11 protein-coding genes are annotated in these 12,770 nt (G+C 63.3%); 9 read left to right on the plus strand and 2 right to left on the minus strand.

Annotated elements, in window-relative coordinates; all coding sequences use genetic code 11:
- Positions 1–951, minus strand: coding sequence for a LysR family transcriptional regulator (locus tag SB764_RS09095; RefSeq protein ID WP_410863300.1), 951 nt, complete (start codon positions 949–951; stop codon positions 1–3).
- 99 nt (positions 952–1,050) lie between these two features.
- On the opposite strand from SB764_RS09095, the gene SB764_RS09100 reads away from it, so the two are divergent.
- The gene (locus SB764_RS09100; RefSeq protein ID WP_074986059.1) at positions 1,051–2,469 is read left to right on the plus strand and encodes an aldehyde dehydrogenase family protein; all 1,419 of its coding nucleotides are present in this window, start codon (positions 1,051–1,053) and stop codon (positions 2,467–2,469) included.
- A gap of 16 nt (positions 2,470–2,485) precedes the next feature.
- On the opposite strand, the gene SB764_RS09105 is transcribed toward SB764_RS09100, so the two are convergent.
- A complete protein-coding gene (locus SB764_RS09105; RefSeq protein ID WP_110328701.1) occupies positions 2,486–3,409 on the minus strand; it encodes a LysR family transcriptional regulator in 924 nt (307 codons plus the stop codon).
- Between the two features lie 275 nt (positions 3,410–3,684).
- Here SB764_RS09105 and SB764_RS09110 point away from each other — a divergent pair, with 275 nt between their 5' ends.
- From SB764_RS09110 to SB764_RS09145, 8 genes are all read left to right on the plus strand, one after another.
- Positions 3,685–4,668 (plus strand): ABC transporter substrate-binding protein, encoded by a 984-nt coding sequence (locus SB764_RS09110; RefSeq protein ID WP_410863303.1) that lies wholly within the window; start codon positions 3,685–3,687, stop codon positions 4,666–4,668.
- 70 nt (positions 4,669–4,738) lie between these two features.
- A complete protein-coding gene (locus SB764_RS09115; RefSeq protein ID WP_074986056.1) occupies positions 4,739–5,611 on the plus strand; it encodes an amidohydrolase family protein in 873 nt (290 codons plus the stop codon).
- A 100-nt stretch (positions 5,612–5,711) separates the two neighbouring features.
- Positions 5,712–6,992 carry an MFS transporter gene (locus SB764_RS09120; protein ID WP_321892887.1) on the plus strand — a complete coding sequence of 427 codons (1,281 nt, stop codon included), beginning with the start codon at positions 5,712–5,714 and terminating at the stop codon, positions 6,990–6,992.
- A 98-nt stretch (positions 6,993–7,090) separates the two neighbouring features.
- Positions 7,091–8,077 (plus strand): protocatechuate 3,4-dioxygenase, encoded by a 987-nt coding sequence (locus tag SB764_RS09125; protein ID WP_065060457.1) that lies wholly within the window; start codon positions 7,091–7,093, stop codon positions 8,075–8,077.
- A gap of 30 nt (positions 8,078–8,107) precedes the next feature.
- A complete protein-coding gene (locus tag SB764_RS09130; protein WP_321870677.1) occupies positions 8,108–8,965 on the plus strand; it encodes an HpcH/HpaI aldolase family protein in 858 nt (285 codons plus the stop codon).
- 166 nt (positions 8,966–9,131) lie between these two features.
- Positions 9,132–10,157, plus strand: a complete 1,026-nt coding sequence (locus tag SB764_RS09135) for a porin (RefSeq protein ID WP_110328703.1) — start codon at positions 9,132–9,134, stop codon at positions 10,155–10,157.
- 222 nt (positions 10,158–10,379) lie between these two features.
- Complete coding sequence (locus tag SB764_RS09140; RefSeq protein WP_065060454.1) at positions 10,380–11,300, plus strand: helix-turn-helix domain-containing protein; 921 nt, start codon at positions 10,380–10,382, stop codon at positions 11,298–11,300.
- 263 nt (positions 11,301–11,563) lie between these two features.
- The gene (locus tag SB764_RS09145) at positions 11,564–12,688 is read left to right on the plus strand and encodes a lactonase family protein (RefSeq protein ID WP_410863307.1); all 1,125 of its coding nucleotides are present in this window, start codon (positions 11,564–11,566) and stop codon (positions 12,686–12,688) included.
- Positions 12,689–12,770: the final 82 nt, after the last annotated feature.

The raw sequence follows: 12,770 nt of genomic DNA on the forward strand, positions 1-12,770 counted from the left end.
TCAAGCGCGGGGTTGGCGGGCGCGTTCGTCCGCTTTCCCTGCTTTCGACGCTTTCCTCTCCACCTCCGCAAACTCGCGGATCGTCTCCACCAGCGCCCGCAATCCCGCGGGCGCATGCCGCCGGCTCGGATAGTACAGACACAGACCGTCGAGCGGCGGCAACCAGCCCTCCAGCACGCGCACCAGCGTGCCCTGCGCCAGATCCTCGGCCACATTCCATTCGGTCAGATACGCGAGCCCCAAGCCGGCGCGCGCCGCGCGCAGAATCAGGTCGGCGTCGTCGAGCGTGATCGCGCCTTCGCTGTCGATCCGCACGCTTTCTCCGCGCCGCTCGAATTCCCACTGATAAATCGTGCCGCTCGGCATACGCGCGCGAATGCAGCGATGCGCGCGCAAATCCATCGGCACGCGCGGCTTGCGGTTGCGCGCGAAATACGCCTGGCTGCCGACGACCGTAAAACGCTGACGATCGCCGAACGGCACCGCGACCATATCCTGCGGCACGGTGTCGGCGAGGCGAATGCCCGCGTCGAAACCGTCCACCACGATGTCGACGAGCCGCCCTTCGGTGACGATGTCGAGCTTCATCTCCGGATAGCGCCGCAAAAATTCGACGAACACCGGCATCACCTGCTTCGCCGCGCCCAGCGACGTATTGATGCGCAGCGTGCCCGACGGCGTGTCGCGAAAGCTGCCCGCCTGCTCGATCGCCTCGCGGATGGTGGACAGCGCGGGCGTGACGCTGTCCACGAACTGTGCGCCCGCCTCGGACAGCGCCACGCTGCGCGTGGTGCGATTGAACAGCCGCACGCCGATACGCGCCTCCAGCGCCGCCACGGCATGGCTCAGCGCCGAGGTGGACACGTCCAGTTCGTTGGCCGCCGCGCGGAAGCTACGGTGACGCGCCACCGCGAGCACGGCTTCGAGTTCGCCCAGTCCCGATGTCTTCATTATCCTAAATCGCTCAATGACTCGTCCTCGATTGTACGGCTAGTCGGATCAATCGCGCCGCACTATCGTGTGCTGGTCGCCACGTTTTCCGGAGCCACCATGCAGGTCATCGACACCATCTATATCGACGGCGCGTTCGTCACGCCGCACGGCAGCGAGCTGTTCGAACTCTTCAACCCGGCCACCGGGCAGGTGATCGGCCACGTGCGCCTCGCCGACGCCGAGGACGCGCGCGCCGCCGTCGCCGCCGCGAAGCGCGCCTTTGCGGCCTTTTCGCGCACGCCGCAGCACGAACGCGTCGCCATGCTGCGCCGTCTGCACGCGGCCGTGCTGGCGCGCGAGGACGCGCTGTTCGAAGCGATCGTCGAGGAATACGGCGCGCCGGTTTCGCGCGGACGCTGGATGGCGCAGCACGCCTCGAACGTGCTGCGCGACGCCGCCGACGTGCTCGAACAGTACGCGTTCACGCGTCGCGCCGGCACGGCCGAGGTGACGATGCAGCCGCTCGGCGTAGCCGGGCTCATCACGCCCTGGAACAGCAACGCGGGCTTCATCTGCGGCAAACTCGCGGCCGCGCTCGCGGCGGGCTGCACGGCCGTCGTCAAGCCGAGCGAAATGAGCGCGATGCAAACGCGCATCGTGACCGAGGCGCTGCACGAAGCCGGTCTGCCGCCGGGCGTGTTCAACATCGTCACCGGGCGCGGCGATACCGTGGGCGCGACGATCAGCGCGCATCCCGACGTCGCCAAGCTCTCGTTCACGGGCTCGACGGCGGTCGGCAAATCGATCCTGCGCACGGGTGCCGAGACGCTCAAGCGCGTGACGCTCGAACTCGGCGGCAAGTCTCCGATGATCGTGCTCGACGACGCCGATTTCGACCTCGCCGTGCCGCTCGCGCTGCAGGCGGGCTTCATGAACAGCGGTCAGGCCTGCATCGCAGGCACGCGCATTCTGGTGCCGCAAGCGCGTCTGGCGGAATTCGAGGCGAAGATCGTCGACGCCGTCGCCGGGATTCAATCGGGCGATCCGCGCGACCCGCGCACGAGCATCGGCCCGATGGTCAGCCGCAAGCAGTGGGAGCGCGTGCAACGTTATATCCGCGTGGGTATCGACGAAGGCGCGCGTCTGCTCGCGGGCGGCGAGGGGCGGCCCGAAGGCGCGGCCACGGGCTGGTTCGTGCGCCCGACCGTATTCAGCGGCGTGACCAATGCCATGACGATCGCGCGCGAGGAAATCTTCGGGCCGGTGCTGGCGATCATCGCGTACCGCGATACGGAGCACGCCATCGAGATCGCCAACGACACGCCGTACGGGCTGCAAGCCTATATCTGTTCCGCCGATACGGCGCGCGCAAACGCGGTGGCCGCGCGCATCGAGGCCGGCCGTGTGCTCGTCAACACGCTCGCGCACGAACCGGCGGCGCCGTTCGGCGGCTTCAAGCAATCGGGCATCGGACGCGAATATGGCGTGGCCGGACTCGAAGCGTTTCTCGAACCGAAGGCGGTGATCGCAGCGTAATGCGCGTGCCGGGACGCTATGCCAGATACGGCGCGAGCGTTCCGGCCGCCTGCGCGAACTCCGCTTCGAGGAAGTCGAGCAAGGTCCGCACGCGCGGCGCCATATAGAGCGTGCGCTGAAAGAGCGCGTGCACGGGCACGTCCGGACAGCGCCACTCGGGCAGCAGCACGCGCAGGCGGCCCGCCTGCAGATCGGCGCCAATATCCCAGATCGATTTCATCACCACGCCGCGCCCTTCCACAGCCCACTCGCGCGCGAGCGAGCCGTCGTTCGTCTGCCGCGAACGGTCGAGCGGCGCGCTAAACAGCGCCGTCTCCGTGCCGCGCGAGAAGCGCCAGCTATTGGCCACGCCCGCCGACGACGCCAGCAGAATAAAGTCGTGTTCGCCGAGTTCGTCGGGATGCGAAGGCGCGCCATGCGCCTCCAGATACGCGGGCGACGCGCAGAGCACGCGCCGGTTGTCGGCGAGCCGCTTGGCGACCATCGAGCTGTCCGTGGGCACGCCAAAGCGGATCGCGAGATCGATATCGTCTTGCAGCAGATGCGACAGCGAGTCGGAGAGCACCAGCGTGAGCGTCACGTTCGGATGCTGATCGTTGAACGCGTCGAGCCAGCGGCGCAACACCGTGCGGCCGAAATCCGATGTCGCCGACACGCGCAGCGCGCCGCTCACCGAAGCGCGGCCCGCCTGGAGCGCCGCGCGGGCATCGTCGAGCGTTTGCAGCGCGTGCTGGCAGTGCGCGAGATACAGGCGGCCTTCGTCGGTCAGACGCAGCTTGCGCGTCGAGCGCTCGAACAACTGCGTATGCAGCGCGCCCTCCAGCTTGACCAGCCGCGCGCTCGCCGCCGCGGGCGACAGCCCCAGCTTGCGGCCCGCCGCCGACAGACTGCCCTGCCCCGCCGCCTCGACGAAGAGGCGAATATCTCCAAGATTGTCCATGGCCGCGCGAATCGAAAAGGGTCACATTGCAAAGAACGCGATGGTACGTGAGTTGCGGCGCGGTGGCGCGTCAACCGCAAGTCGGGCAGCGAGCCACGACAGCCCGCCAGGCAGAACGTACAAGCCGGGCGCGCGATGGCCACGACAAATTGGGCCGCCTGAGCCGATCATCATGAAAAAAGTGCCATCGAATCTCCCTTTTGTATAGGGACGCGCGCGGGCCGCTCAAATATTCTCTCTCCATCAAAGCACAGCACACCCATTCAAGGAGACGAATGTTGGCTAATAAGGTGCGGCTCAAAATTGCAATTGGCGAACACCCGCATACGTCGGCCATTCGCAACGGCTACATTCCCATCGAAGGCGTGGACGCCGAATTCGTCACGGTCCAGCCCCAGATCGGCGCATTCCGGCGCATGGTGCGCGACGTCGAATTCGACGTCTGCGAACTCGCGCCCACGACCTATATCATCGCCCGCGCGTACGGCGCGCCGTTCGTCGGCCTGCCGATTTTCGTCACGCGCCGCTTCCACCACGGCGGCCTGCTCGTACGCCCCGAAGCGGGCATTCGCCATCCGAAAGACCTCGAAGGCCGCAAGGTCGGCGTGCGCGCGTATTCCGTCACCACGGGCGTGTGGACGCGTCAGGTATTGATCGACGAATTCGGTCTCGATGCGTCCAAAGTCACCTGGGTCGTCGACGACGAAGAGCACGTGACGCAACTGAAACTGCCGTCGAACGTCGTGCACGCGCCCGCCGGCAGCTCGCTCGCGGACATGATGGCAAGCGGCGAACTCGCCGGCGGCTTCGCAGCGGCGGCCGGTATTGGACGCACCGGCGCGCCCACGGGCGGCTGGAAAGAAGTCGAAGCCGATTACCCCGATCTGCTGCCCGATGCCGCCGCGCTCGAAAAGGACTATTACGCACGCACCGGCGTCTATCCGATGCACGGCACCATCGTCGTGAAGGACGCGATTCTCGCCGAGCATCCGTGGATCGCCCGTTCGCTCGACGACGCCTTCGCGCAAGCCAAGCGCGAATGGCTCGCCCGTCTCGACGCGGGCGAAGCGACCAGCGCGGGCGACAAGAAATACCTGGAACTCCGAAAGATCGTGGGTCACGATCCGCTGCCTTATGGCATCGAAGCGAATCGCAAGACCATCGAGGCGCTCGAAGCCACCGCATTCAGGCAAGGCCTCACGCCGCGCCGGCTTGCACTGGACGATCTCTTCGTGGACCCGCAGGCAACGCGAAACTGAACGAAGCGAAGCGAAGCGACAAAGAACGAAGCGACAAGAAGCGATAACGCGCACACATTCCAGGACGCTCATGCCCGGCTCAATCGTTGACATTCACCCGCACATCATCTCCGATGACGAAGGTCGTTATCCGCCCGCGCCGCTGTTCGGCAAGCGCTCGGACTGGTCGAAGCAACGCCCGACGACCGTCGAAACGCTGATCGCCGCAATGGATGCGGCAGGTGTCGGCAAAGCGGCCGTGGTGCATTCGTCCACGACATACGGCTTCGATAATCGCTATGTGGCCGAGAGTTGCGCGCGATATCCGGGCCGCCTCGTCGCCGTCGGTTCCGTCGACGTGCTGCAACCGGATGCGCCGCAACGCATTCAGGAATGGGTGGAACAGGGTCTCGAAGGTTTGCGCCTCTTCACCGGCGGCAGCACAAAAGAATTCGACCCGAGCGAACTCGACGATCCACGCGCGTTTCCCGCGTGGGAATTGTGCGCGGACCTCGGCCTGCCGATGTGCATTCAGACCGGTCCGGTCGGCATTCCGCAAGTGCGCGCGCTGGCGCAACGTTTTCCGCGTGTGCCGATCGTGCTCGATCACCTCGCGCGCCCCGACGTCACGGACGGCCCGCCCTACGCGAAATCGCAGAGTCTGTTTGAACTCGCGGAATACGAAAACATCTTTCTGAAACTCACGCCACGCATTTTCGGCGACGTCAGGAAAGACGCAGCAAGCGCGGAAACGTTTTTCCCGCGCGTGGTGGAAGCATTTGGCGCGCAACGCATGGCATGGGGATCGAATTTCCCGACCTCGAGCGGCACGTTGCAAGAAATTCTCGCCACCGCGCAATCCGGACTGCAGTGCCTGAACGCCGCCGATCGCGCATGGATTTTCGGCAAGACGGCGCTCAAGCTGTATCCGGCGCTACACAGCCACGGTGCGAAAGCCGCGTAATTGCATCATCCGTAATCGCATCAGTAGTTGCATCAATCGAGCAGTCGTCGAGCAATAAATCAGCATCAACCTGGCAATAACCGAGGCAAGAAGAAAGCACATGGAGACGAGCAAAACCGAACGATCGGGCATCGTGGGCAACTGGGCCGTACTCGCCCTGCTCGCGATCGGCGTATTGACGTCGTTTATCGATCGCACCAGTATTTCCAGCGTGTTGGCGGATAGCACCTTTATCCGTCACTTCGCGCTCAGCAACGTCGACCGCGGCTGGATCAATTCCGCGTTCTTCTGGTCGTACGGCCTGTTTCAGGTGCCGATGGGCTGGGTCGCCGACCGTTACGGCGTGAAATGGCCGTACGCGGTCTGCTTCGCGCTCTGGTGCGCCGCCACCGCATTGATGGGCGCGGTGACCACGCTGGCCGGCCTCGTCGTCATGCGCCTGCTCGTCGGCATCGCCGAAGCGATTGTGATCCCGGCAAGCTATCGCTGGATCCGCAATAACTTCCACGAAAGCCAGAGCGGTCTCGCCGTCGGCATTCTCGCAATGGGCAATAAATTCGGCCCCGCGATCGGCGCGCCGGTGGCCGCGTGGTTCATCGTCAACTACTCGTGGAAGGCGATGTTCGTTGCCACGGGTCTCGTCGGCCTGCTCTGGCTCGTGCCCTGGCTGCTGATGGTGCGCAACGACCTGCCCTCGCGCGAAACCTTGCGCAAGGCCGACCGCAGCGCGCGCACGGTGAGCCTCGCGAGCATTCTGTCGAGCCCGGTGGTCTGGGGCGGCATGATCACCAACTTCTGCTACGGCTATTTCACGTTTTTCTGCATGACGTGGATGCCCGCGTATCTCGTCGAGCAACGCGGTCTGTCGATTGGACGCTCGGGCATCTTCACCTTCTTCAGCTTCGCGGGCATTGCCATTGTCGCGGCGATCGCGGGCTGGGCGGCCGACCGCATCATCGCACGCGGCGCCAATGCCATCGCGGTGCGCAAGGCGTTCATCATCGCGGGCTTCGTGGGCGGCTGCACGGTGCTGCTGGGCGCCTATGCCCACTCGCTCGAAGCCGCGCTGTTCTGGAACGTGCTCTCGCTTTCGTTGCTCGGTTTGACGACCGCCAACAACCTCGTGCTCTCGCGCCTCACGTTGATTCCGAAGCAGACGGTCGGCCTCGTGACCGGCGTGCAGCAGGTCGCAACGAGCTTCGCGGGCGGCGTGGCCGCGAGTCTGTCCGGCTGGCTGCTGCACATCAGCAAGAGCTACGACCTGCCGATGATGGTGATCTTCGTGTTCCTGCTCGTCGGCGCGGCCGCCACTGCGATTCTCTATCGCCCCGACTGGGCGCCGAAAGCGAACGCGCCGCAACCCGAATTACGCGAAGCATAAGCAACGGACTCCGAATCAATACCGCAGCACTTGCTGCCTCCCACGTTTTGACCACGGCCCTGACCGTGTCGACTGATTGAACACTGGAAACAACTCATATGGCGAAAATCGTATTCGGGATGGCCGTACCGCATAGCGGCATGCTTGGCCAGGCGCCGGAAGACTGGCTCAAGAACGGCGAGCGCGACCGCAATAATCCGGAACTGTGGTTCCGCAACCGGACGTGGACCTATCCCGAACTGGAAGCCCATCGCGAAGCGGCATTCGCGCCGTTCCTCACGCTGGAAGAACGCACCGCGCGCGCGGCGCGCTGCCGCGTGGCGCTCGACAAGATGGCCGCTGCGTATCGCGAAGCGAAGATCGACGTGGCGATTATTCTCGGCAAGGACCAGAAGGAAATCTTCACCGACTTCTCCCCTTCCATCGCGATCTATAGCGGTGCCGAAGTTCACAACGGCCCGCCGCAGCGCTCCGTCTACGCGCCCGACCGGCATGTCACGCACGCGTGCCATCCGGAACTGGCCACGTATCTGATCAACCGCTTCCAGGCGGAAGGCTTCGATCTCACCGACCTGTTCGCGTGGCCCGACAACGTCTGGATGAAGCCGTTGCCCGAGTACCCGGTTGCGCCGCACGCGTACAGCTTCGTCTATCACCAGATCATGGACGACAATCCGCCGCCGCATGTGCCGATCATCATGAACTGCTTCTATCCGCCGACGCAGCCCTCGATGTCGCGTTGCATCGAATTCGGCCGCGTGTTGCGCGAAGCGATCGCGGCGTGGCCCGCCGATGTGCGCGTGGGCATCTTCGCCTCGGGCGGCCTCTCGCATTTCGTCAACGATGAAGAGTTCGATCATCGCATCATGAAGATGCTGGCGAATTACGACTACGAAGGCCTCGCCGCCGTGGATGATCGCTCGTATCAGTCCGGCACCTCGGAAATCAAGCTCTATGTGAGCGTGATGAAAGCGCTCGAAGAAACCGGCGCGGAAATGACGCTCGTCGATTACGTCCCGTGCTGGCGCACGCCCGCCGGCACCGGCGAAGGCATGGGCTTCATGTATTGGAAAGCCGAAGAATAACGCATCATTCGCCAGCAAAGAGGCAACACGATGAGCGATACCCGCATCAACGGCATTATCCGCACGCTCGAATCCGGCAAGGCCGCGTTCGCCGCATTCTCGAAGCTCGACAAGCAGAGCGCCATCGAGATGAGCGATGCGCCCTACGACGGCGTCGTGTTCGAAATGGAGCACAACCCGTACGACGTTTCGGCATTCGGCGACGCGCTGCAATACATGCTGAGCCGCAAGCAGATTGCCGAATCCGGCTCGGTCGCGCCGCGCGTGACGCCCATCGCGCGCATTCCGGCGAACGGCGCGGAGATGAACCAGAGCTTCGCCAAGCAGGTGCTCGATCGCGGCGCGTACGGCGTGATCTGGCCGCACGTGGCCACGGTCGAACAGGCGTATAACGCGGTGGCGTCGTGCCGCTATGCGCGTCCGAAGCATGCGCCGATCTATGAACCGAAGGGCGTGCGCGGCGACGGACCGGCCAATGCTTCGCGTTATTGGGGCCTGTCGATGCCGCAATACTATGAGAAGGCCGACGTCTGGCCGCTCGCGCCGCACGGTGAAATTCTCGTTGGCCTGATGTGCGAAAGCACGCAGGCGATCGAGAACCTCGACGACATCCTCTCGAACGTGCCCGGCATCGGCCTGATTCTGATTGGCGAAGGCGACTTGAGCCAGGAACTGGGTTTTCCGCGTCAATACGAACATCCGGAAGTGCTCGACGCAATGCGCAAGATCGTCGAGACCTGCAAAAAGCACAACGTCGTAGTCGGGCACCCGCACGTTACGGCGAAGAATCATCAGCGACTCATTCAGGAAGGATATCGCTTCCTGATGTCGGCGCCCTCGCGCACCTACGGCGTCGTGGGCGCCGCGCGCGAAATGGCCAGCTACTGAAGCACCTTTCCCACTCGTTCTCCGTCGAGGGCCGCACTATTCAGCGCGACCCTCATAACGCCATTAATTAGTCATCCAAATTACTGAAACAGGAATTCATCGAGAAGATCATCAGCGGCCATTCTGGCCCTGCAGCGCAATAAATAAAATCAACGTGGAGACAAGAATGAAGCGAATGCTAGTCGTGGCATCCGGCCTGGCGTCGGCGTGCCTGTTTCAGACAGCCCATGCGCAATCGTCCGTCACGCTTTATGGCGTGATCGACAATGGCATCGAGTATCAGAATGGCGGCAACGGTTCGGTGGTGCGCGCCACCTCGGGCGGTCTGTTCGCGAGCCGCTACGGCCTGAAAGGCAGCGAGGATATCGGCGGCGGTCTGCACGTCAACTTCCAGCTCGAACAAGGCTTCTCGGCCATGACCGGCGCGGCGGCCAATGCTGCGGAAGCCTTCAATCGTCAGGCGTGGGTCGGTCTGTCGGGCGCGTTCGGTGAAGTGCGATTCGGCCTGCAAAACACGCCGCAATACATTTTTCTGAATCGCGAACTCGATCCGGTCGCCGTGATGAGCATGGGCTCGCCGATGCTCAACTTCAATTCGCTGACCATTCGCGTCAACAATGCGATCTCCTACTTCACGCCAACGGTCTATGGACTGAGCGCGCAATTCATGGTCGCGATGCGTGATTCCACCACCAAGCCGAGCAACGGCCTGCAGTTCTACAACGCCGCCGCGCGTTATGAGAACGGGCCGTTCCGCGTGGCGGCGGGCTACGAGCAGGCGGACAACGCCACCGGCACATCCGCGCTGAAAGTGTTCAACGCGGGCGCATCGGTGGGCGTCGGTCCGGCGCGCTTCTATCTCGCGTATCACACCGAAAAACAAACCGACAACAGCATCAAGCGCGACGTCTATGAAGGGTCGGGTTCGTGGAGTTTCGGCCCCGCCGATCAACTCGCGCTGATGTACGGTTATCTGCACGATCGCACCGGCAAGGGCAATAATGCGCAGCAGATCGGCATGACGTACGAGCACTATCTGTCGAAGCGCACGACGCTCTATGCATCGGCCGCGTTTATCAATAACCGCAATCAGGCGGCGTTCACGCTCAATGGCACGGCTTACGCCGGCCCGACCGTGGCGCCGGGTTCGAATACGCGCGGCGTCATTCTCGGCATGGTCCACACGTTCTGACGAACGAATCGAGCCGGCGCCGGAAAGTTCCTGGCGCCGGTCTCGGGGTATATCGCAAGTGGCCGACAAGGACGGCCTGTGAAAGAATAGGACGAGTTTCACGGTCCCTTTTTGCAGGGAGCACATCGAGCAAGTCGCACGCGGACCCCGCCCAGACGGTACAGCGTTCCGGCGCATCACCATTGAAATGGCGGCCGCACGAACGGTCGTCCAGGAGACTTCATGGCCCACGGCGCAACCCTCATCAAGCCCACGAACCGACCCGTCGGCACAAACCGCCTGAGCGCGGTTCCCAAAGTTCGGCTTTACGTCGAACCCGCCGAGGAAGAAAACTGGTTCGTGCACGTTGGCCACGTGACCGAGCGCGGACGCTGGCGCACCGCGCCGCACGCGCATCCGGCCTACGGGCAACTGATTTTCGTGCGCAACGGCCGCGGCGTGATGAATCTCGAAGGACGCAGCGTGCCGTTCGAAGGCCCGTGTGCGCTGCTGGTGCCCACCGAGTGCATTCACGGTCTCGACTACGAAATCGATGTGGACCGCTGGGTCGTCACGATCGAAGTGTCCTACCTCACGCAGGTGAATGCGCGGCTGCGCGAATTCGTGGCGTTGTGGTCCGCGCCGCGCATGGTGCCATTCGCCTATCACGCCGAAGCCGCCGGCGAAATCTACAGCCTGATTCAGCGCCTGAAACAGGAGGTGGAATCGGATTCAGTGGGACAGGTCGCCGGCACCGAAGCCCTGCTGACGATGCTGCTCCTCACATTGGTGCGCGAAGCGCGTCTCGATCAAGCCGTCAGCGAAGCCGTGCCGCGCAATGACGTGCGTCTCGTGGAGCGCTTTCGCAAACTGATCGACGAGCACTATCGCGACAATCTTCCGTTGCAGCAATATGCGTCGATGCTCGCCGTCTCGCTCGTGCAATTGCGAGCCGCCTGCGCATCCGCCGCCGAGAAAAGCCCCACCAAAATGATTCACGCGCGCATTATTACCGAAGCGAAACGCGAACTCATCTTCGGCGATATGTCAGTGGAACAGATTGCTTTCATGCTGGGTTTCGCCGACGCCGCATACTTTACGCGCTTCTTTCGCCGAGAAGTCGGCCAGGCGCCGAGCCAGTTCCGCAGCGAAGCGCGGCGATAAGGCCACGCAAAAATCCCACGCGGATTCCCGCACTGACCGATCGAAACGGTGCGCGCGCAAGCATTACCGACTGCGTGCGCGGCGTTTCGATGCTCGTCCCGGTATCTTCCCTGGTTCGATTGAAAAGTGCTGGCGAATCCGGATTTTGTGCAGGGACCCGTCCTTGCTCAGCGAATACGCTTCAACAATTCTCCCCTTTTCAACCAGGTCAACCGAATATGGCGCAACTCGTCACGCCCGCCACACGGATGCGGCGCACAGCCGTGGCCGCACTCGTCGCAACCGCATTCGCTGCACTCTCTGTCTGCGCCGTAGCCAGCGCGGCGGCGGAGTCCGATACGGAATTCGTCTACGTGGGCACGCTGCATCAGCAGATCAACGCTCTGCACTTCAACACGTCCACCGGCAACATCAACGACGTCGGCACCGTCGCACAAGGATTGAAGTCGACGTGGGTGGCGTCTCATCCGCAATTGCCCGTGCTCTACGCGGTGAACGACGACCGCGACAAGGAAGGCAGCGTGACGGCGTACGCAGTGAACCAGGACAACGGATCGCTCACGCGCATCAACGACGTACTCACCGGCGGTCGTGGCACCACCTTCCTGCAATTCGACGCGCCGTCGTCCACGCTGCTCGGCGCGAACTACAACAGCGGCTCCGTATCGAGCCTCGCGGTGAATCGCGACGGCAGCGTGGGCACGCTCGAATCGACGATTGCGGAGAAAGGTTCCGGCCCGAGCCCACGCCAGACCGATGCGCACGCGCATGGCGTGACCATCGATCCTTCGGGGCACTATGCGCTCGTGCCCGATCTGGGCGCCGACCGCGTCTTCATCTACGGCTTCGATCGAGCCACGCACACGCTGACACAACTCGACGCCGCCACGCCGCGCGCCTTCGCCTTGCCGCCGGGAAGCGGACCGCGCCGCGTCGTGTTCGGGGCGACCGGACAGTACGCCTACGTGCTCACCGAACTCAGCGCGGAGTTGCTGGTATTGCGCTGGGACGCCGCCACCGCGCAACTCACGTCGGTGCAAACGCTGCCCATCAGTCAGGCAGGATTCAATGGCGTGAAGAGCGGCGCGGAAATGGCCATGAGCCGCGACGGACGTTTTATTTATGTCGAAGACCGCGGCGAGAATGCCCTCGTTGTGTATCGCGTGGATAACACCAGCGGCCAGCTGAGCGAACTGCAACGCGTGCCGTCGGGCGGCGACAAACCGTGGGGATTCGCCATCGACCCATCGGGCAAATGGCTGTTTGTGGCGAATCAGCGTAGTGGCAACGTGAGCCTGTTTCACATCGATCGCACAACCGGCACGCTGGCCGATAGCGAGCAATCGATCCCGATTCCCGCGCCTACCAGCATTACTTTTGTGAAATAGCGCGGCACGCTGACTTTCTGCACCTTTCCTCGATGCATCAATCGCATCGAAAAATGCCAGAGAAAGCGCATTTACTACAAGG

This window comes from Paraburkholderia sp. SIMBA_027, assembly GCF_046535315.1.
Classification (GTDB): domain Bacteria; phylum Pseudomonadota; class Gammaproteobacteria; order Burkholderiales; family Burkholderiaceae; genus Paraburkholderia; species Paraburkholderia tropica.